This is a genomic window from Mucilaginibacter sp. NFX135 (genome assembly GCF_048565145.1).
Lineage (GTDB): Bacteria > Bacteroidota > Bacteroidia > Sphingobacteriales > Sphingobacteriaceae > Mucilaginibacter.
The window spans coordinates 4672407-4693563 of the sequence record NZ_CP183412.1 but is presented as its reverse complement, the minus strand read 5'-3'; the positions used below and the strand labels follow the sequence as shown (position 1 = coordinate 4693563).

The 21157-nt window shown below is 43.3% G+C and carries 23 protein-coding genes; 16 read left to right on the top strand and 7 right to left on the bottom strand.

Translation table 11 applies throughout. The features are described from left to right. Window positions 1-15 precede the first annotated feature (15 nt). The 5 genes from ACNURT_RS19545 (at window position 16) to ACNURT_RS19525 (ending at window position 6131) form a co-directional block, all read left to right on the top strand. Window positions 16-1053 carry a hypothetical protein gene (locus tag ACNURT_RS19545; protein ID WP_370995536.1) on the top strand — a complete coding sequence of 346 codons (1038 nt, stop codon included), beginning with the start codon at window positions 16-18 and terminating at the stop codon, window positions 1051-1053. A gap of 155 nt (window positions 1054-1208) precedes the next feature. Continuing rightward, window positions 1209-2078 carry an HAD-IIA family hydrolase gene (locus ACNURT_RS19540; RefSeq protein ID WP_419699154.1) on the top strand — a complete coding sequence of 290 codons (870 nt, stop codon included), beginning with the start codon at window positions 1209-1211 and terminating at the stop codon, window positions 2076-2078. Between the two features lie 455 nt (window positions 2079-2533). Continuing rightward, on the top strand, window positions 2534-3589 hold the full coding sequence (locus tag ACNURT_RS19535; protein WP_419699153.1) for a UDP-glucose--hexose-1-phosphate uridylyltransferase: 1056 nt from the start codon (window positions 2534-2536) through the stop codon (window positions 3587-3589). A gap of 157 nt (window positions 3590-3746) precedes the next feature. Beyond that, entirely contained in the window at window positions 3747-4811 is a 1065-nt protein-coding gene (locus tag ACNURT_RS19530) for an aldose epimerase family protein (protein WP_370995533.1), read from the top strand. Between the two features lie 135 nt (window positions 4812-4946). Beyond that, the gene (locus ACNURT_RS19525; protein WP_419699152.1) at window positions 4947-6131 is read left to right on the top strand and encodes a redoxin family protein; all 1185 of its coding nucleotides are present in this window, start codon (window positions 4947-4949) and stop codon (window positions 6129-6131) included. Window positions 6132-6255: 124 nt separating this feature from the next. Here ACNURT_RS19525 and ACNURT_RS19520 read toward each other — a convergent pair whose 3' ends face one another. Continuing rightward, window positions 6256-6873 (bottom strand): nucleotidyltransferase family protein, encoded by a 618-nt coding sequence (locus tag ACNURT_RS19520; protein ID WP_419699151.1) that lies wholly within the window; start codon window positions 6871-6873, stop codon window positions 6256-6258. Between the two features lie 165 nt (window positions 6874-7038). On the opposite strand from ACNURT_RS19520, the gene moaA reads away from it, so the two are divergent. The 5 genes from moaA (at window position 7039) to ACNURT_RS19495 (ending at window position 12128) form a co-directional block, all read left to right on the top strand. Continuing rightward, window positions 7039-8040 carry a GTP 3',8-cyclase MoaA gene (gene moaA / locus ACNURT_RS19515; RefSeq protein ID WP_419699150.1) on the top strand — a complete coding sequence of 334 codons (1002 nt, stop codon included), beginning with the start codon at window positions 7039-7041 and terminating at the stop codon, window positions 8038-8040. 104 nt (window positions 8041-8144) lie between these two features. Continuing rightward, the gene (locus ACNURT_RS19510; RefSeq protein WP_419699149.1) at window positions 8145-9365 is read left to right on the top strand and encodes a molybdopterin molybdotransferase MoeA; all 1221 of its coding nucleotides are present in this window, start codon (window positions 8145-8147) and stop codon (window positions 9363-9365) included. 87 nt (window positions 9366-9452) lie between these two features. Then, window positions 9453-9923 carry a cyclic pyranopterin monophosphate synthase MoaC gene (gene moaC / locus ACNURT_RS19505; RefSeq protein WP_419699148.1) on the top strand — a complete coding sequence of 157 codons (471 nt, stop codon included), beginning with the start codon at window positions 9453-9455 and terminating at the stop codon, window positions 9921-9923. Further along, complete coding sequence (locus ACNURT_RS19500) at window positions 9904-11073, top strand: NTP transferase domain-containing protein (RefSeq protein ID WP_419699147.1); 1170 nt, start codon at window positions 9904-9906, stop codon at window positions 11071-11073. Before moaC ends, ACNURT_RS19500 begins: the two co-directional genes overlap by 20 nt. Further along, window positions 11073-12128 (top strand): ThiF family adenylyltransferase, encoded by a 1056-nt coding sequence (locus ACNURT_RS19495; RefSeq protein WP_419699146.1) that lies wholly within the window; start codon window positions 11073-11075, stop codon window positions 12126-12128. The genes ACNURT_RS19500 and ACNURT_RS19495 overlap by 1 nt, the downstream gene beginning before the upstream one ends. 215 nt (window positions 12129-12343) lie before the next feature. Here ACNURT_RS19495 and ACNURT_RS19490 read toward each other — a convergent pair whose 3' ends face one another. The 3 genes from ACNURT_RS19490 to ACNURT_RS19480 form a co-directional block, all read right to left on the bottom strand. After that, complete coding sequence (locus ACNURT_RS19490) at window positions 12344-12766, bottom strand: molybdenum cofactor biosynthesis protein MoaE (RefSeq protein WP_419699145.1); 423 nt, start codon at window positions 12764-12766, stop codon at window positions 12344-12346. After that, complete coding sequence (locus tag ACNURT_RS19485) at window positions 12759-13190, bottom strand: GNAT family N-acetyltransferase (protein ID WP_419699144.1); 432 nt, start codon at window positions 13188-13190, stop codon at window positions 12759-12761. The genes ACNURT_RS19490 and ACNURT_RS19485 overlap by 8 nt, the downstream gene beginning before the upstream one ends. 154 nt (window positions 13191-13344) lie before the next feature. Beyond that, the gene (locus ACNURT_RS19480; RefSeq protein WP_419699143.1) at window positions 13345-13587 is read right to left on the bottom strand and encodes a MoaD/ThiS family protein; all 243 of its coding nucleotides are present in this window, start codon (window positions 13585-13587) and stop codon (window positions 13345-13347) included. Window positions 13588-13830: 243 nt separating this feature from the next. Between ACNURT_RS19480 and fdhD the strand changes: the two genes are divergently transcribed. The 4 genes from fdhD to ACNURT_RS19460 all read left to right on the top strand — a co-directional run bounded on the left by fdhD (window position 13831) and on the right by ACNURT_RS19460 (window position 18121). Further along, the gene (gene fdhD / locus ACNURT_RS19475) at window positions 13831-14721 is read left to right on the top strand and encodes a formate dehydrogenase accessory sulfurtransferase FdhD (protein ID WP_419699142.1); all 891 of its coding nucleotides are present in this window, start codon (window positions 13831-13833) and stop codon (window positions 14719-14721) included. Between the two features lie 95 nt (window positions 14722-14816). Continuing rightward, the gene (locus ACNURT_RS19470; protein ID WP_419699141.1) at window positions 14817-15173 is read left to right on the top strand and encodes a DUF7009 family protein; all 357 of its coding nucleotides are present in this window, start codon (window positions 14817-14819) and stop codon (window positions 15171-15173) included. Then, window positions 15170-17497 (top strand): FdhF/YdeP family oxidoreductase, encoded by a 2328-nt coding sequence (locus ACNURT_RS19465; protein WP_419699140.1) that lies wholly within the window; start codon window positions 15170-15172, stop codon window positions 17495-17497. Before ACNURT_RS19470 ends, ACNURT_RS19465 begins: the two co-directional genes overlap by 4 nt. Window positions 17498-17869: 372 nt before the next feature. After that, a complete protein-coding gene (locus tag ACNURT_RS19460) occupies window positions 17870-18121 on the top strand; it encodes a hypothetical protein (protein ID WP_419699139.1) in 252 nt (83 codons plus the stop codon). A 16-nt stretch (window positions 18122-18137) separates the two neighbouring features. Here ACNURT_RS19460 and ACNURT_RS19455 read toward each other — a convergent pair whose 3' ends face one another. Both ACNURT_RS19455 and ACNURT_RS19450 read right to left on the bottom strand, forming a co-directional pair. Then, window positions 18138-18851, bottom strand: coding sequence for a hypothetical protein (locus ACNURT_RS19455; protein ID WP_419699138.1), 714 nt, complete (start codon window positions 18849-18851; stop codon window positions 18138-18140). Window positions 18852-18947: 96 nt separating this feature from the next. Continuing rightward, window positions 18948-19832, bottom strand: a complete 885-nt coding sequence (locus ACNURT_RS19450; RefSeq protein WP_419699137.1) for a hypothetical protein — start codon at window positions 19830-19832, stop codon at window positions 18948-18950. Between the two features lie 100 nt (window positions 19833-19932). Here ACNURT_RS19450 and ACNURT_RS19445 point away from each other — a divergent pair, with 100 nt between their 5' ends. Both ACNURT_RS19445 and ACNURT_RS19440 read left to right on the top strand, forming a co-directional pair. Further along, complete coding sequence (locus ACNURT_RS19445) at window positions 19933-20247, top strand: hypothetical protein (RefSeq protein ID WP_419699136.1); 315 nt, start codon at window positions 19933-19935, stop codon at window positions 20245-20247. Between the two features lie 12 nt (window positions 20248-20259). Next, window positions 20260-20781, top strand: coding sequence for an O-acetyl-ADP-ribose deacetylase (locus tag ACNURT_RS19440; protein WP_419699135.1), 522 nt, complete (start codon window positions 20260-20262; stop codon window positions 20779-20781). 41 nt (window positions 20782-20822) lie between these two features. Here the strand turns inward: ACNURT_RS19440 and ACNURT_RS19435 are convergent, their stop codons facing one another. Next, window positions 20823-21107: a hypothetical protein gene (locus ACNURT_RS19435; protein WP_419699134.1), complete on the bottom strand. Its 285-nt coding sequence runs from the start codon at window positions 21105-21107 to the stop codon at window positions 20823-20825. Window positions 21108-21157 lie beyond the last annotated feature (50 nt).

Genomic DNA, 21157 nt, shown 5'->3' with positions numbered 1-21157 from the left:
AAATAAACCATCAGAATGGATTTTTCTTTAATTGTACGCAAAGCCTGGGAAGGTTATGATTCTTCAAAAACCATTAAGCATATTGAAGATATCAGTGCCATGGTATCAACCAACCACGTTTATCGCATCACTTTTGATGACGATGATATCATTATTGCCAAGCTGTCCTACTTTGGCAAGTTTGAGCATTTTAAAGAAGATCACCGTATTATTCAAACCCTGGCCAATAACCTGCTTTATCCGTTCGAGAATTTATTGGCCCGTTCGCTGTTGAAAAATAACCGGGTTTATATTTATCATTACAAACATGGCAAAACAGATGCCTGGGTAGTATTTTATAATCCTACACGTATATTACAACGTTTGCCGCGCCGGCTTGATGAAAACCATATTAAGAAATTGGGCCAGCAGGTGGGTAAGTTCCATAAGGCTTGTTCGAGGGTGAAAAATGTACTGCCCAAATCGTCAAAAACACTGCGCACCGATATATCCGCGTTGCAGCATCAGCTGGAAGCCGACGAAAAGCAGTTCGGTACGGCTATGCAGGCCGACTTTTTAAAATACCATTGTGAAACTTTCCTCAAGAATCGCTCAAAATATAACATGAGCTCATTTGAAATCATTCCGGTATTTATTGATTGGAATATCGGCAACTTCTCAGTCACCCCGAATCTGGAGTTGTATTCCCGCTGGGACTACGACTGGTTCAGGATGAGTTATCGTGTGCTCGATTTTTACTTTTTTAGCCGGGTAGTATCTGATATTGGCGATCGTACGGTATTCAGTTATGTGATCAATACCATGATGGAAGACCGATTTATCATTTTCCTGAAAGAATATCATAAAGTAAATCCGCTTACCGCCGATGAGATCAGGTTTATGAAAGAAGCCTACCGGTTTTTTATCCTGAATTATGTAATTAAGGATGGCAAACACTTTTTTAGCGAACAATATGCCGAAAAATTACAGGCCGAAGCATTTAATGTTTATCTTCCGTCGGTTGATCGGGATTTTGATGCCGAAAAAATCATTGAAGCGCTAAAATTGAAATAAATACGTGTAGTATCAAGTAGTTAGTATCAAGTATCAAGATGCTTGAAGGAATTTGGGAAAAACAATTGTCATGATACTAATAACGGTTATAGATATTTTTACACATACAGGGCAGATAAATCACTAAATCAATAATTCAATAATTATCCCGGGGCATGAACAGAATAGATAACTTTAAATCCATTATTGACCGGTATAAAGTTGTTTTTTTTGATGCTTTTGGTGTACTAAAGAACTATAATGGCTTGCTGCCTGGTATTGAGCGAACTTTTGCGTACCTGGAAGAACAGCAGAAGGAATACTACATAGTTACCAATGATGCCTCTCGCAGCCCGGCCCAACTGGCGGAATCGTACCAAATCAAAGGGTTGCATACCATCACGCCCGATCATATTATATCCTCCGGGATGTTGACCAAGGATTATCTTGACCTGAAGGTGAATGATGGGATAGTGGCCTATTTAGGTACGCTTGATTCTGCGCATTACATTGATAGTTCTGGCCTGCATACCCTGCCGGTGAGTCAGGTTGACGCCTCTAATATTGATAAAGTAAACGCCCTGGTGTTTTTGGATGATGAAGGTTTTAACTGGTTTGAGGATCTGAATAAGACCGTCAATATTTTGCGTAAACGTCCCATCCCTGTCATTGTGGCCAATACCGATCACGCTTATCCGGTAACCAAACATGATGTATCTATAGCTATAGGCGGCTTAGCCAGTATGGTCGAGAAAATAGTGGGCAAGGAGTTTATCCGCTTTGGTAAGCCCGACTCACAGATGTTTATGTTTGCTTATGATCTGCTGCGCGATCAGGGCCCTATCAGCAAAAAGGATATTGTAATGGTTGGTGACACCCTGCAAACCGATATCCTCGGTGGTAACAAATTCGGGCTGGATACGGTGCTGGTACTCTCTGGTAATACCCAGGCTGTGGATGCCGACAACCGCATTAACGCTACAGGCATAGTGCCCACCTATATCTGCGACTCGGCAGTGGTAGAGTTTGGTGAACTTGGCTTTTAGTCTCTCCGCATAATCCTTAAACATAGTGGGATTTATTCCTATCCGAGGTCTTTCATTCTGAACTACGCCAATGATTTTCTTCTTTAGCGCAAGTCTTGTGCGTTGCCGGTGGGGTGATGACTTGTGCTTATGAACCTGGTAATGTCACAAGTCATCAACCCACAATCCCAAACACAAGACTTGCGCCAATGGTGAACTATGCCAATGATTTTCAAAACCGGTAGTCTAAAGACTACTGGCATAAGCGTTCGAAGTCAGAGACTTCGAACAGCGTGGGTAGAGACGCATAATTGCGTCTCCCGACAGACATTAAAAAGATAAAAATGTCTATCTGACAAATAAATTTTATTTTTAAATGTAAACTTAACATTTGTTTTTTTACTTTTGGTTCAACAAGGGCATTTAACCCCATGCCCGGTGCCTCAGCACCCAAAAACCTGAATTAATTAAACGTGATGAACAACGAAAACTTTGACCTGAAAGAACATCCGCATAGTCGTTTGAATATTTTAACCGGCGACTGGATATTGGTATCTCCGCACCGCACTAAACGCCCATGGCAGGGTAAGGTAGAAGCCGCCCAAACCGATCAGCGACCTCCATATGACCCAAATTGTTATCTATGTCCCGGTAACAAAAGGGCAGATGGCAGTGAAAACCCGGAATACAAAGCCAGCTATGTTTTTACCAATGATTATTCGTCATTATTGTTAAACACTCCGGATGGCGGATTGAATGATGATGAACTTTTGGTGGCTAACAGTCAGCGCGGTATATGCCGGGTGATCAGCTTTTCGCCCCGGCATGACCTCACATTACCCGAAATGGAAACCGCCGACATCAGGAAAGTGGTTGATGTTTGGCAAACCGAATATCAGGAGCTTACTACTTATCCCTGGATAAAACACATCCAGATATTCGAGAACAAAGGTGATATTATGGGTTGCAGCAACCCACATCCGCATGGACAGATCTGGGCACAAAACAGTATCCCGGTTGAGGTGGCTAAGGAAACTCAACAGCAGAAAACCCACTTTGAACAAAAAGGCCGAAGCCTGCTTGGTGATTACCTGCAACTGGAATTAAAAAAGCAGGAGCGTATTATTTTTGAGAACGAACATTTTGTAGTGCTGGTTCCTTTTTGGGCGGTTTGGCCTTATGAGGCCATGATTGTGAGCAAAAGACATATCACCAGTCTGCTTTATTTTACTGATGACGAAAAAACAGCGCTTGCTGATGCTATCAAACGATTGACGGTAAGATATGATAATATGTTCGAGACCTCATTTCCGTATTCAGCAGGTATGCACCAATCTCCTGTAAACATGGGCGATCATCCGTACTGGCACTGGCATATGCACTTTTATCCGCCTTTGTTACGCTCGGCCACGGTTAAAAAATTCATGGTAGGGTATGAGATGCTGGCCAACCCTCAGCGCGATATCACCGCCGAGTTTGCTGCCGATAGGTTACGAAATTTGAGCGAAGTGCATTATAAAGTTAAGGGATAAGCAAAAAATATTAATTTAGGCCAACCAAACAAACTGATATAAACCAAGTACCTATGAAACTATGAGACATTTATCAAAAAAACTCTTACTAATCATGTTACCGGCATGCGTATCTTTGGCGGCCTGTAATCAATCATCTGACAAGAAAAAAACAACTATGACGGATAGCACCCAAACACCCGCTTCTGCCTTCGAAAAAACAATCGATGGAAAACAAACACATTTGTACACGCTTAAAAATAAAAACGGCATTACCGCTACTTTTACCAACTATGGCGGCCGTATTGTGAGCCTCCTGGTTCCGGATAAAAATGGGAAGCTGACTGATGTAGTGCTGGGTTTTGAAAGTGTAGAAGGATTTGAAAAATCAACCGAACCTTATTACGGCGCTACTATTGGCAGGTATGGTAACCGCATAGCTAAAGGCAAATTTAAAATTGACGGTAAAGAATATCAATCATCTATCAATAACCCGCCAAATACGCTGCATGGTGGTAAAAATGGTTATCAGAGCGTTGTATGGGATGGTAAACAAATTGATTCATCAACGGTAGAATTTACTTACCTGTCAAAAGATATGGAAGAAGGTTTTCCGGGCAACCTGAACGTAAAAGTTACCTATAGTTTAACAAATGACAATGAATTTAAAGCGGTGTATGAAGCCACAACCGATAAAAATACAGTTGTAAACTTAACCAATCATGCCTTTTTTAACCTGAATGGTGAAGGCAGCGGTACCATACTTGATCATTTGGTACAGATTGATGCGGATAACTACGTACCGGTTGATTCGACCCTGATACCTTTAGGTAAAATAGAAAGCGTAAAAGGCACGCCATTTGATTTCACCAAACCGGAGACCATCGGCAAGCGCATTAATGATAATAACGTACAGCTAAAAGACGGTAAAGGGTATGATCATAACTTTGTGCTGAACAAACACGATATCAAAACGCCTATTGCTACTGTAATTGGCGACAAGAGCGGCATAAAAATGGAAGTATTTACCGAGGAACCTGGCTTACAGTTTTACAGCGGTAACTTTATGCAGGCCAAAAACGTGATGAAACGGGGTATCAAAGATGAGTTCCGCACCTCATTCGCTATGGAAACACAACACTATCCTGATTCACCAAATCAGCCTCAGTTCCCATCAACAGAACTTAAACCAGGGCAAACTTATAAAACACAATCGTTATATAAATTTTCGGTAGTTAAATAAGCTTAAGTTTTTACTTAATATAAAACAGGGTCTTTGCCAGATAGGTAAAGGCCCTGTTTGTTAAATAAGGTTAAAAATGGCTTAATCACAAATATTTTAAGTGAAACAGCGTTAGGGATTTATCTAAACAATAGTATGAAAAAACTAATCCTCTCCTTGTCATTTATTCTTTTTATAGATTACGCTTTTGGCCAGGTTAAAACCGGCGATGTTGTACCCGATATCAAGTTTCAATTATTAAATGCACCTGTAAAAAGCGCCACCTTAGGTAAGCTAAAAGGGAAAATAGTTTTTATTGAGTTTTGGGCAACCTGGTGCAGCCCCTGTGTTGAGGCAATGCGGCATTTAGTGCAATTGCAAACTAAGTATCGTAATAAAATCCAGATAATTACTGTTACAGATGAAAAAGAAGCAAGGATCAGGCAGTTTTTAAGTTCCAGGCCATCAAACTTATGGTTTGCTATTGATACAGGGGAGTTGATTACCCAGGTGTTTCCTCACCGGGTAATACCACACACCGTGGTTATTTCACCAGATGGAAAATTAATTGCTAATACAACCCCTGAATCGATAACTGCATTAGTTATAGACAGCTTATTACAACAAAAGGAGGTACACCTTGTCGAAAAGAAGGAAATTTTACTTACACCTCCGGATATTATTAAAAAATACTTTTTCGCTGCCGATACGGTAAAAAGCAGGTTTGTAATGCAGGCTGAAATGAAAGGGGCCGGGAGCTTCAGTACAACTCATTTGCATGACAGTACTTTTAACGGCCGAAGGTTAACCTGCCTTAACTTCCGGCTCAACTCGTTATACCGTATGGCTTATCATAATTTTCCTTACGGCCGTACTATTGATAAAACAGGTGAAAAAAATAATGGGCCCTTATATTGCGTTGATCTAATTGTGCCCGATGAAAAAGATCTGCTGCCAACATTGGGAAAGGAACTTGCAAAAAGATTTGATCTGCAGGCTAAGCTAATGCCGGAAACTAAAGAGGTTAATGTTTTAAAAATAGCAGATACTGCTAAATTCAAACACATTCCTATTAACAAATCTGGCAAAAGAACTTATCTGGCAAAACACGGCGAAATAGATGAACAATATATTACAATGACCGATTTGGCCGATTATTTAGAAAACTATGGAACTGGAAAACTGCCTGTTATTGATGAAACTCAGAATAAGGGATTTTTTGATATTAAGTTTTCATTTCAACCTGAAAAACCGGAGAGTTTAACAACCATACTAAGTAATATGGGGCTGTCTTTAGAAAAGGCTACACGCAAAGTTGATTTTTTAGTACTTTATAAATAAGAATGAGATTGTAAAAATCATTTTCCCGAGTGTCATTGAGGAACGAAGCAAAAGCCTCACCCAAACCCTCTCCAAAGGAGAGGGTTTTAAAATGCTCTTTGAAGTCTCCCCCTTTGGGGGAGATTTAGAGGGGGCTCCCATGCAGCCGTTCATAATCCTCAAGAGTGTCAATATCAATAGCTCCAAGCGGAAACGCTATTTGCGCCACATCATTTGGGAAAGTTTTGATCAGTTTTTTGGCACCTTCCTTGCCTTGCAGCATTAATAATTGGGGGAAGTAGGATGCGCTGAATAACACCGGCACACCAAGCGATTCACGGTAAGCGCAGGCAATGATGCCAAAGTCTGTTTCAGCCTTTTTTTCGGTGAGTTGATATATCAGCAGCGGATCAACAAAGGGCTGGTCGCACAGCATTAATATGGCGCCTGTTATTAATGGTTGTATACTCAACAATTCGGTTATACCTAATCGAATAGATGATGCCATGCCCTCCTGCCAAAGCGTGTTGTAGGCAATATGCACCAGCTGATCAGATATGCCGGGACGTATTATTCCTTCATTGGCTCCCAGTATCACCACCACATTTTCATGGCACACTGAAGTAAGCGCGGTTTGAATGGCGCGCTGTAATAGCGTTTGTCCCTGGTAAACCAGGTTCTGTTTGGGAGTTCCCAAACGACTTGATGAACCCGCCGCTAATATGATGAGTCCGATCTGCACAAAATCCTGTGGTTCTTTCACAATTGGTTTAACTTTGTATTCAAGTAAATATAAATCAAAAGTATCAATAATGGCGCTGTGCTTGAGATCCACAATTACGCACCTCAAAAAATACATTTAAAAAACATAAGGGCCAATTGTAATATTTACTTTTACAGTATGTAACCTGTGTGGTTACTTTTATATATGAATGGTTCATTGCTCATAGATAATCATGGCCGGAAGATTAATTACCTGCGCCTTGCGGTAACAGATAAATGTAATCTGCGTTGCTTTTATTGCATGCCCGAGGATGGTTTGCACTGGCTTTCGCGTACAGAACTGATGAGTTATGAAGAAATGTTGCGTGGCTGCAGCCTGCTGGTAAAAATGGGTATCGAAAAGATCCGGATCACCGGGGGCGAACCTTTTGTACGCAAGGATATCATGCAACTGCTCACCGCCATATCGCAATTGGATGGCCTCAAAGAGCTGAGCCTCACCACCAATGGCGTATTAACCGCGCCGCATGTTTCCGAACTGAAAAGGATAGGGGTACGGTCGGTTAATTTGAGCCTGGACACGCTGGATGTCAACCGTTTTTTTACCATTACCCGCCGCGACGAATTTGCAAACGTAATGACAACGCTTGATGCTTTGCTGAAACATGGCATCGAAGTAAAAATAAACGCGGTGGTAATGGATGGTAAAAACACACAGGATATTATCCCCCTGGTGCAAATGACTAAAGAATTGCCGGTAAGCGTGCGTTTTATAGAAGAAATGCCTTTTAATGGCGATGGTCATATTTATACCGGCCTGCAATGGGATTATATTCGCATATTGGAGGAAATCAAAAGTCGATATCCGCAGATCCAGAAATTACCAGATCCATCATATTCAACGGCTTATAACTATCAGATCCCGGGTCATCAGGGTACGGTAGGTATCATAGCAGCATATTCACGCACGTTTTGCGGTACCTGTAACCGCATAAGGATAACCCCGCAAGGCGAATTGAAAACCTGTTTATATGATGATGGAGAATTGAATATAAAAAATATGATGCGTGCCGGCACCGGTGATGATGAATTGCAGGCTGTATTACTAAATGCCATTAATCATCGGGCTAAAGATGGCTGGGAGGCCGAGCGCAAGCGGGTAATACATCCGGGTATACATGAATCTATGGCGACTATAGGGGGGTGAGTGGTGAGTGGTGAGTGGTGAGTGGTGAGTGGTGAGTGGTGAGTGAATATGGCAAACAATTTAGTGAAAAATGTAAAAACTATTTAGATAATTTAAGCTCAGCTATGACATTCTCAGCTCCCCACTCCCTGCTCACCACCGTTGAAGAAGCTGAAAAGCTGATACTGGCGCAATTAAGAGATTATGGTACCGAAAGCTTACCGTTTGAGCAAACTGTAGGTCGTGTACTGGCCGAAGCCATTAAAGCCGACCGTGACCTGCCTTCCTTTAACAGGGTTACGATGGACGGTATAGCTGTTAATTATCAATCTATTATAAACGGTATCCTTACCTTTAACATCAAAGCAACCCAGGCAGCCGGTGATGAACCTGTTGCTATTACTCATCCTGAGGAATGTATTGAGATTATGACGGGTGCGGTATTGCCCGTTTCTGTAGATACGGTGATCCGCTATGAAGATGTGGAAATAAGCAATGGCCGGGCCTTGGTAAAGGTACAGGATATCAAAAAAGGGCAAAACCTGCACCTGCAAGGTGCAGATAAAAGAGAAGGAGATGTGTTAGCATCTATAGGGCAAATAATCACGCCTGCTATTATTGGTTTAGCTGCATCTGTAGGTAAAACACACTTGCTGGTGAAGAAATTACCCAGGGTGGCGATCATATCATCGGGTGATGAACTGGTGGAGGTTGACCAAACGCCCGCTCCATACCAGATCCGGAAATCAAACGGCTATACCATAAAAGCGGTATTGCAGGAGCAGGGACTGCAGCCAGACATGATCCATATCCCCGATGATCCCGAAATTACCCGTCAGCAAATACAGCGTTGTCTGCAAAATTATGATGTATTATTGCTCAGTGGCGGTATATCTATGGGTAAGTTTGATTACATCCCCCAGGCGCTCGAAGATTCGGCCGTAAAAAAGATCTTTCATAAAGTAGCCCAGCGTCCCGGCAAACCTTTTTGGTTTGGTGTACATGCAAATGGGACTCTTGTTTTTGCTTTTCCAGGTAATCCTGTAGCCACATTTATGTGTCTGCACAAATACTTTTTAAACTGGTTAAGGACTACTTTAAATTTGACAGAACAATCATCCGTTTATGCAGTTTTAGCTAAGGATTTTCAGTTCAAACCGCCCTTGCAATATTTTTTACAGGTAAAGCTGCAAAGCAACCCGCAAGGGCAGCTGATGGCCTGGCCAATTGAAGGAAATGGTTCGGGTGATTTTGCTAACTTAGCAGATACCGACGCCTTTTTAGAATTGCCACTGGAGAGGACTGATTTTAAGGTCGGAGAAGCATTCAGGGTGTTAAGGTTCTGAACAAGATTTCATGATTTTTCAGGATTATCATGATTGAACATAAGTAAAAAAATTCTGTTAATCTTAGTGTCCTTAAATCGTGTACAAATGTTAAGCCATTTAGATAAGCAAGGCAACCCGAATATGGTTGATGTAAGCGGGAAACAGGTTACTCACCGCACTGCCACGGCGCGTAGTGTGGTTGTTTTGCCTGCTGAGGTATTGCAGCATTTAACCAATGGCGATTTGGTGAGCAAGAAAGGGCCGGTTTTTCAAACGGCTATTATAGCCGGCATTATGGCAGCCAAAAAAACCGGCGACCTGATACCACTTTGCCATCCCCTGGGTATGGATAACTGCAGCATCACCATACAGGTTAATGAACAACAGGAGATTGTGATAGATTGTACCGCCAGTATCACTGCTAAAACCGGTATCGAGATGGAGGCCCTTGTTGGCGCATCCATAGCAGCGCTTACCATTTATGATATGTGCAAGGCCATGAGCCATGATATTGTAATTAAAGAAACCAAACTGATAGCAAAAACAGGAGGTAAACGTGACTTTAAACGAGCATAAAAAACACGCTAAACTGGTCCGGCCAGCTTCTGGTAATTTCGGTCGTAATGAATGGTCTATTGTTGGTGGCCCATGTACGGTGATCAAACTGCTGGCCCATGATGTGATCGGGGCGCTATCCGCAGTATATAAATGCGCCTATGCCGATACATCCCACAATGATGATATTACCCTGGTACCAGGCAGACTTACCAATGGGGCCATGTTGGATTATACCGATCAGATCAATTATCAGCAGTTTAATTTTCAAAACCCGGTTTGGCCTTATCAGCTTAAGCAGCAATTTGCCAATGCCGACCTGGTACTGGTAAACGGCAATCACCAGCTGGCCAAGGCACAGGTAGTGATCATCGATATCAACAAAAAGGCTTCATTACAAAAGAGGGTAGAGCAGTTAACCAACGTACAGCTATTTTTACTGGCCGATAACAGCGATGAGATCTTCGATTTTATCCAGGAAGCTATCCCGCACTGGCAGGATATACCCGTTTACCGGCTATCAGACAGAGAACGGATTATCGGTTTTTTTGAAACCAGCCTAAAACTATCGCGCCCGGTTTTAAACGGATTGGTATTGGCAGGCGGAAAAAGCGAGCGGATGGGCTTTGATAAAGGCAATGTGAACTGGCATGGCAAACCGCAACGCTTCCACATGGCCGATATGCTTAAATCATTCTGTAACGAGGTTTTTATTTCCCGCCGGCCAGGGCAGCATAATAATGAAGCAGATGCAGAGTATCCGGTTTTGGAAGACACTTTTACCGGTCTTGGGCCATATGGTGCTATCCTTTCAGCCTTTCGCGAAAAACCGGATAATGCCTGGCTGGTTATTGCCTGCGACTTGCCATTGATGGATGAGGCTACCTTGCGTAATCTGGCTGCCTGGCGCAATAGTTCGGCAGTAGCTACAGCCTATCATAGCCCGGTGACCGATTTCCCGGAACCACTGGTTGCTATATGGGAGCCAAAAAGCTACCCGGTCTTATTGTCGTTTTTAGCGCAAGGGTATTCGTGTCCGCGCAAGGTGCTGATCAATAGCGAGATCAACCTGCTCAATGCGCCCGACCCCGAAGCATTAACCAATGTGAACACCCCTGATGAATTGGAAAAAGTAAAAAGGGTTCTTCACCAAAAAACAGCTACAAACTAATGACTCCTGATATTTTAAGATATAGTTGCCAAATGGCCCTGCCCGGTTTTAGCGAGCAGGCACAAATATTATTGCAGCAGGCCCGGGTATTGATAGTGGGTGCCGGCGGTCTCGGTTGCCCCGCAGCCCAGTATTTAACTTCGAGTGGGATAGGTACTTTAGGTATTGCTGATTATGATGTGGTGTCTGTTAGTAACCTGCACCGTCAAATACTGTACTCACCTGCAGATGTGGGACAAAATAAGGTAGTTGTTGCTATAAAACGTTTACAGGAACAAAACCCTGATGTAAAATTGGTCCCTCATACCGAAAAGATCAACTCTGATAATGTATTGAGCATTATACAGCATTATGATATTGTAATTGATGGCTCTGATAACTTTGAGACCCGCTATTTATTGAATGATGCCTGCGTAATGACCGGCAAACCCCTTGTTTACGGTGCTATTTACCAGTTTGAGGGGCAGGTAGCTGTCTGGAATGTGGTTTATGACGAAAATACCCGGTCGCCTAATTATCGTGACCTCTTCCCGAAAGTTGATCCTACCCAGATTCCTAACTGCACCGAAGGCGGCGTAATACCTACGCTGGCCGGGATAATTGGTTGTATGCAGGCCAATGAAGTGATTAAATATATCACCAAAACCGGCGACCTGCTGGCAGGTAAAATATTGATATTTGACGCGCAAAGCATGCAGAGCCGTATCATTAAAATAGGCGCCACTTCAAAAACACCGGTGCGAAGCCTCGCTGCTACGATAGCTATTCCCCTAATATCGGCATTGGAATTAAAAGAACATATAGACGATGATTCCATCGACCTGGTAGATGTACGTACCGAACAGGAGCGTGATGCCTTTGATATCGGCGGTATCCATATCCCCATTGATGAACTGGAAGGTTACCTGGCTTACTTTACCGATCCCAAAGCCAAGGTACTTTATTGTGCAACCGGCAACCGGAGCGAGGAAGCTGTAAAATTGATCTTGAAACGCATCCCCGATGCTAATATTTTTTCGTTAGAAGGTGGTTTGAGAGCGTATTTGGAGATGTAGTTTTTGATTTCGGAATTCGGATGTTCGATTTCGGATTTTGCTTTTTGTCTGAACCATGAATTTATTATTTCTCCCTCATGTCATTGCGAGAGGAACGACGAAGCAATGTCGTAGCTATTCCTATTCATGAGAACGTGAGGAGATTGCCACGCTGGGCTCGCAATGACATATTCTTTTAATATAAATCCGAAATCGAGCGTCCGAACTCGCAAATCTCAGGGATGTGCCGCTACCCAAACTTCACCATCCTCAAAAGCTTCTTTTTTCCAGATGGGCACGGTTTGCTTTAGGGTATCGATGATATAGCGGCAGGCTTCAAAGGCAGCATCACGGTGAGCTGCGGAAACGGCGATGATCACAGGAATTTCGCCAACCTGTAAAGTGCCTGTACGGTGATGGATCAGCACTTTTTGTACCGGCCATTTTTCAAAGGCCTGCCGGGCTATCTTTTCCATTTCGCTGATGGCCATAGGTTCATAGGCTTCAAAATCCAATTTCAATACGGCCTTGCCTTTGGTAGCATTGCGCACTGTTCCGATAAAAACGTCTATCCCACCAGATTCGGGCGACATGATCCAATCGATACAAGCCTGAATGTTCAGGGTTTGGGCAGAAAGTACGATCTGTGTATTATTCATCGGGCAGCATTTTTATAAAATATTTTGGCGATTCCACGTAACCCTGGCGTTCATAAAAGCGATGGGCGGCAATCCTTCGTGAATGACAATGAACTTCTATCCGGTCGCATTTTCGTTCAGTGGCCAATTGAGTAAAATGTTCTTCGAGTGCGTTGCCGATGCCTTTGCTGCGTGCGCCTTCATCAACAGCAAAACAGCTTATCCGGGCATAATCACCACGGGTGGTCAGTTGTGGGATAAAATCAAAAGCGATGAAACCTGCAGCTGCACCATCCAGCTCATAAACCAATACGGTTGATAACGGCTGGCTGAGCATCACTTCCAGGTTCCTAAGTAAATAACTTTCAGCTCCTGGATAACCCAGTTGTTGCAATAGTTTAGATATTGCCGTATGATCAGCTAAAGTAGCTTTCCTGATAGACATAGTTTTTGTTTGTGATTTAAGGATTAAAGGAGTAAGGAACAAAGACTTTTACCAGCTCGTATTTTTATATTTCAATCCTTGCTCTTTGCTCCAAAAATCCTTGCTCCTTAAAGGAATCCTTGCTCTTTGCTCCAAAAATCCTTGCTCTAAGAAGTTATCCCCCACTCACCGGTGGTATAATGGCAATTTCGTCACGTTCATGTATGGTATCACCTGGCAGGGCATATTCATTGTTTACGGCAACCATGTATGATGCCAGTTGTTTCAATCGCGGATATTGTTGCTCCAGCAGGTATTTTAAATTGTATATCGTGGCGTCGTTTGTCAATTCAAGGTTAACCTGCGAATTTCCAAATATCTCTTTCGCCACACCAAATGCCAGCACATTAATCTTCATACTCAAAATTAGGGCAAAATAGTTAAGAAAGGAAATATGGAGCAAGGACTTTTTGATAAAGGATAAAAGGAGCAAGGACTTTTGGAGCAAAGATTTTTATTTGATAAAGGATAAAAGGAGCAAAGAATAAGGATTTTTATCCTCCTTGAATCTTTACTCCTTCAATCCTTGCTCCTCCAATCCTTGTTCTTTGCTCCAAAAGTCCTTGCTCCTTGCTCTAAAAGTAAATTGTATATTTGAAGTATGGCTGCCAATTCTACACATCATATCCGCGTTATTAAGGTAAATGCTGCTGAAATAGCTTCGGCTACCGATGCGCTGGCCATTGAGGAACCACTGGAGATCAGGCTGGAATATGGCCTCGAAGGTCAAAGGCAGGTGCAGAATATTTCGGTTACTATGCGCACTCCGGGGCATGATGCCGAGCTGGCAAACGGCTTTTTATTTACAGAAGGTATCATCAAAAAATCCGAAGATATCGCCAAAACAGAACATTGTTTTATTGCTTGTGCCGAGAATAAAGAGAATGTGATACAAGTAAGTTTGGCGCCCGGCGTTGTGCCTTATCTGCCAAATACCGGGCGTAATTTTTATACTACCTCCAGTTGCGGAGTTTGCGGTAAGAGCTCTATTGATGCCATCCGTACTGTAAGCAGTTTTGCCGGTGAACCGGAAGATAATGACACCATCCAGGCCCCCGTTTTATACCAACTGCCCGTGATACTCCGCAAGCATCAGCGTGTATTTGAGGATACCGGTGGGCTTCATGCCTCGGCTTTGTTTAGCGCCCAGGGCGAGTTGTTGCTTTTACGCGAGGATGTAGGCCGGCACAATGCCCTGGATAAGCTCGTCGGCGCGGCGCTGAATTATAACTGGCTGCCGCTTAAACAAACCGTATTGCTGCTGAGCGGCCGGGCAAGTTTTGAACTGGTGCAAAAGGCGGCTATGGCGGGCATCAATATCATAGCTGCGGTGGGTGCGCCCTCAAGCCTGGCCGTGGAGTTGGCCAATGAATTTAACATCACCCTCATCGGTTTTTTACGCGACGAGCGTTTTAATGTATATACAGCGGCACACCGCATACAGATACCCCGTTATGAAACCATCATGAGTGAAGCTCACAAACCGGAATGAGTAAACCGGCGAAGGTTAGCTTCATTACCTTTTAAAAACAACTGCAGCACTCATGAGTACTATTAAAAAACAACTTATTAACGAATAATTACACAATGAAAATACGTATTAAGGGCAATTCATTAAGATACAGACTCACCCGTACAGATACCTCCAGGCTTGCCACAGAAGGTCACCTGCTTGAGGTTGTTGATTTTGGCCCTAAGCAATTGTTTTACGCTTTGCAGGTGGTTGATGCCGAACAATTATCGGCAACTTTTAAGGATGATACCATCACCGTTTACGTACCTAAAAGACTGACCGAAGAATTTGTCGATACCGACAAAGTAGGTTTTGAAGGGATGCACGGCAACCTGCATCTGTTAGTGGAGAAAGATTTTACCTGTTTGGATAACGTGGCCGAAGATCAGAGCGATAATTATCCCAATCCCTTAGCGGAAAAAAAGAAATGAGCAAGGCATTGAAAGAACAGGAGCAGCCTGCAGCAGAGAACCCTGAAAAACTGCTTGATCTGAAGCTAACCAAACAAAAGGAATGGGCAGCGGGTATCCCGGCGGTAAAAGTTGCCCTGGTTGATATTGTACAGGAAGCCGGCTTTGTACGGGGTATGGAAGGCTTGTTTAAAATGAATAAGAAGGACGGTTTCGACTGTTCTGGTTGTGCCTGGCCCGACCCGGATGACGACCGTTCGCCGGTTGCGGAATATTGCGAGAATGGCGCCAAGGCCCTGGCCGAGGAGGCGACTACCAAAAAACTGACTGCCGATTTCTTTGCTGAAAACTCCGTGTTCGATCTGGCAAAACTGAATGATTATGAGATAGGTAAAAAAGGACGTATTGCACAGCCTGTTTATCTACCCAAGGGAGCAACGCATTACCAACCCATCAGTTGGGACGAGGCCTTTAAAAAGATAGGCGATAAGCTCAACAGTCTGGCATCGCCCAATGAGGCGGCTTTTTATACCTCCGGGCGTACCAGTAACGAGGCATCTTTTACCTACCAGTTGTTTGTGCGTGAGTATGGCACCAATAACCTGCCCGATTGCTCCAATATGTGTCATGAATCAAGTGGCGTGGCTCTTACCGAAACCATAGGAATAGGCAAAGGAACCGTTACGCTGGATGATTTTTATGATACCGATGTGATCATCATTATGGGACAAAATCCAGGCACCAATCACCCGAGGATGCTCTCCGCTTTGCAAAAAGGCAAGGTCAGAGGCGCAAAGATCATCGCCATAAATCCACTGCATGAGGCCGGGTTGATGGGTTTTAAAAATCCGCAAACCGTTAAAGGCATCTTGGGTATTGATTCGCACCTGGCCGACCTTTACTTGCAGGTAAAAATAAACGGCGATATGGCTTTGTTGAAAGCTATTGAAAAACTGCTGTATCAAGCCGAATTGGAAAATCCGGGCAGGGTGTTTGATCATGAATTTATTAAAAACAGCACAGACGGCTACGAGGTTTTTCTGACCAATTTAGACAGGTACACTGTGGATGAACTGGCCTTTGAGGCCGGGGTGCCTTTGGCCCAGATTGAACAGGCTGCCGAAATGCTCAAACATAAAAGCCGCATCATTGTGTGCTGGGCCATGGGTATTACCCAGCATAAAAACGGGGTGGATACCATTAAGGAAATCGTTAACCTCACCGCTTTAAAAGGCGCCATAGGCAAACCCGGTGCCGGCTTATGTCCGGTGAGGGGCCACAGTAATGTACAGGGCAACCGTACCATGCTGATATTTGACAAGCCATCTCCCAAACAGTTGGATAAGCTAAAAGAGGTTTTTGGCTTTGAGCCACCGCGCGAACATGGCTATGATGTAGTGGAATCGATACAGGCAATGCATGAGGGTAAGCTGAAAGTGTTTTTTGCTATGGGAGGTAATTTCCTTTCGGCTACGCCGGATACGGTTTATACTGCCGATGCTATGCGCAAGCTCGAAATGTCGGTACATGTATCCACCAAGCTTAACCGCAGTCATCTGGTACATGGCCAGGAGGCTTTGATTCTGCCAACACTCGCGCGCAGCGATAAGGATGAGATCAATGGCGAGGCTCAGTTTATCACCTGCGAAAATTCGATGGGAGTGGTGCAAATGTCAAAAGGAATGCTGAAACCAATCTCAGACGATCTGATGAATGAGAACCAGATAGTTTGTAACCTTGCCAAAGCCACTTTGGGCAATCGTTCGGTGGTTAATTGGGATAAATATGCCATGAGCTACGATGCTGTGCGCGATGATATTGCCCGTGTGATACCCGGTTTTGAAGACTATAATCAGCGGGTACGGATCCCGGCTGGTTTTTACCTGCCTAATGCCCCACGTACAGGTAAATTTGAAAATAAGCTCAACGGTACTAAAATAGGCTTTGCTATAACCGAACTGCCCAAACATGATATAGCTCCCGATGAGTACAGCATGGGTACCATTCGCAGTCACGACCAGTTTAATACCACTTTATACGGCCTTGACGACAGGTACCGCGGCATCCATAACGAGCGCCGTGTAATATTCATGAATGAGGAGGATATGCGTAAGGCCGGCTTTAAATCGGGCGAAAAGGTTGATCTGTTTAATTATTATGGTGGTGTAGAGCGTGTGGCACGCCTGTTTGTGGTAGTTCCTTACAACATCCCCGAAGGAAATACAGCTACCTATTACCCCGAAGCCAATGTACTGATACCGATAGACAGCGTGGCCGAAAAGAGTAACACCCCCACATCAAAACTCGTGTTTATCAAGATCAAAAAGCATGAAGCTGAAAAATAAAAGATGCGTCATTTCGACTAATATGAAGATTCTTAAGTGTGATATTCAAGATGACATTTGTTTGATTTCCAAAAAACAAGGTTGTCATGCTGAACGGAGTGAAGCATCTTCTTCGTAACGTATATCGAAGAAGATCCTTCGTTCCTCAGGATGACAAACATTGGATAGTATTATTCTTTTGGGCCCATCAGGGGTCTTCTGAAAGGGATCTTGAGGTTCTCTCCAGCAATTCAAAACGCAGGGTCCTCTCCGAGAGACCTCGCGGGAACATGAACAATTCTCAGTCACGGTAAAACTTATTATACACGAAATAATACAGTTTTAATTATATTGCTTTAATATTTCAAATCTAAAACTTAAAGCAATATAACCATGAAAACAGACCTGTATACCAAAATTGTATTAACCATTATCGCGGTTGCTTTAACCATAAACCTGCTGAAAGGAAGCGCGACCCCTGCACAAGCAGATGGCAGGCATTATGTTAGCGTACCCCTTAACGCAGATGGCAGCTTGAACGTCACTATAAAAAACACACAGGATGTAATGAAAGTAAGTATCAGCGATATTGATCCCTATGCGTTCAGGAATGTAACACCTTTGGAGGTTAAAGTCAGAAATTAGCGGCTATTATCAGTACCTACGGCAAGGCTTTGCGAGACACATAAATCACGGCGGGAGTATTACTCTCATTGAAAATAAACATATCTTTTTCCTTATCGTAAACACCACCGGAAGCAGCTACATATAGGCGGTCGTTACTATCTATATACAAATTTTCGATCCGGAGTTTGAACGGAAAATCGAATGTATTGCCATCCCGGAGTATAGTTGTAGGTCCATGGGTATAAGCATTGCTGTTGGCCGAAACGGGCTTGGTATTATATTTTAGCTCGTAGGTAACTTTATTTTGAGCCGATTGAACAACACCAATGGGTTTAATGATCTGCTGTGCCCGTTGGTAATTTAAATAACGGTTCCAGGTTTTGCCCATATCAAGGGTATAAAATTGCGCTACCGAAGCCTTCAGGGTACCTTCCAGTTCCAGACCACCGGTAAGTAATAACGACATTACAGTATCTTTATTGGTGTATAGTCCTTGTATAGGGCCGTTAAAGTTTTTTGATTCCTGCCAGGTTTTGCCTTTATCGGTAGTAAAATAGGCTTTGGTGTAGGTGGTAACCAATAAAGTATCATCAATATTACCGGCGATCGCGTAGGCAGCATTACCATGGGGTATCTCCAGTTTGATCCAGTTGGGATCTTCCTGATTGGTTATAACAGGCGATTTATCCTTTTTGCAGGAAGTAATAATAAAAGAAATAGCGGTGATGATAAGGATTAATTTTTTCATAAGCAGGGTTTATAAATAATAATACCATATTAAGATTAGTAATATGGTATTATTGGTATGACCCGCAATTTATAATTTGGTTTAATAAGAAAAAAATTAATCGGCCAGTTTTAATCGCCATGTGGCACGCACGCGCCCTACCCGGCGCATATTTTCCAATTGTTCCTGGGTAGCGTTTGCCAACAAATATTTTAATGAGCCGGAGTTTTGGTGCTCGGCTTCAGCTTCCTTGTCGATAACAAATCCTTCAGCCTTAAAAAAAGCCTCAGCTTCTTCATAGCTATTGAATTTGTTTTCTTCAATGCGGTGCTCTCTGAAAAACTCCTGTAGTTTATCGTTCATTTTAAGCTCCGGAAAACGGTTTGGGGATTTAACATAAATATCGGCTGTGATCCAGTAACCGCCCCGTTGTTGGAGTACTTTGCGGATATTGCTGCATAGTTTTCTTTTTTCGTCCATATCCAGGTAAACCAGCAAGCCTTCATTTATAATAAGTATTTCACCTCCGGGAAAATGACCGGCTATGGTAGTAAAAGCGGCTTCATCCAGCGCATTGAGGGTTAAAGTTTCCAGTTCGCCATGAGGTACGATATCATGAGGCAATAGATCATCCAATAGATTTAGTTTGGTTGCAATTACGTCCGGCAGATCGGTATCAATGTAATAAACCGCCTTATTCAATACCGAGCTTAATCCCCGGAACGAAAACCCGGAGGAAATCTCCAATATATTTTGAATAGGCAGACTGGCCAATAATTGGTTAATACTCTTATACCGCGATTCAAAGTGCAGCACACGTGCCCAAAAGGCGAGATCTTTAATACTAAAATCCGGCTGGTAATGATCAGGCCGGCTGATCAGTTTTGCTGCTTCCAGCGCGAAAGGAATATCCGTGAATCCTTTCAGCAATAATAATGACCGTGCCGAAGGGCTGATACTGCTATAATCGCGATCTTTTGAAAGTGGTTCTTCCTGGTTCATAGTTGAATAGATTGGTCACTAATGTCATCCTGGTTTATCCAAATATCGCTATATCAAAACAAATGCGGTATATGAAACCTTTTAAAATAAAGAAAATATTATGTCATTTGATCAATATCACGAACCAGCCAACGAGCTATCCGCCGAAACCAGAACTTTTGCGCGGATGATCGCATCCTTAACCGAAGAGGCGGAAGCCATCAATTGGTATGAGCAGCGCATATCTGTTGAAACTGATGAGGCAGCAAAAGCCATTATGCAAAACGCCCAGCAGGAAGAGTTTAAACATTTTGGCATGGATCTGGAATTTCTGCTGCGCAAAAAGCCGGTTTGGCGTATCACGCTTCAAGCTATCCTGTTTCAAAAAGGCGATATTGTAAAGCTGGGTACCAAAGGCGAAGAGGCGGCGGAGTAGTATATTTGCATCATGAATGATAACCGTATTGCATTGGTTCGGGGCGATATTACAAAGATTAACGCAGATGCTATTGTGAATGCGGCTAATACTTCATTATTGGGTGGTGGTGGCGTTGATGGCGCTATACATCGCGCCGGGGGTAAAGCCATATTAGAAGAGTGTGTTCGGATCCGAAATAGGCAGGGGGGGTGCAAAACGGGCGAAGCCGTGATCACCACAGCGGGTAATTTGCCTGCCACCTACGTGATTCATACCGTTGGCCCTGTTTATAATAATGGGAATGGTGGTGAGGCAGAACTGCTGGCATCCGCTTATCACAACAGTCTTAAACTGGCTGTGCAAAACAAGGTGCAGACTATTGCTTTCCCCAATATCAGCACTGGAATTTACCATTTCCCTAAACAAAAGGCGGCTACCATAGCCATTAATACCATAAAACACTTTTTAGCCAGGAATGACAGTATACAACTGGTAACATTTGTTTGCTTTGACGACGAGAATTATAACATATACCAGGATCTGCTGAGTTAAAAAAGCGCTTATTGCTAAATAACATGCTTTTTTAAACTTGTTTACTTACTCGCGCTATTGCTAAAAAAAGGAGCTACATTAGCCACCTGTGTGGTTTGCAAAGTCGAGCTTCTGAAAGCTTTAAAACGGGTTGAACCACCAAAAACAAACAGGTAATTATTATACACTGCAGATGCTGTGGCCCTGCGCTGTTCCATGTTCGATTTGAGTTTTACAAACTGGTTGGCTTTCTCAATTCCCTCTTTCCAGCGAAGCTGAAGAGAGGGTGACCGAGCGTAGCGATGGTCGGGTGAGTCTTCGCCGATGTGCAAATCAACCTTCCGCAATCGTTTTCGTAATTTCTATGGAGCGTACATAATCCAACACTCTACTTAAA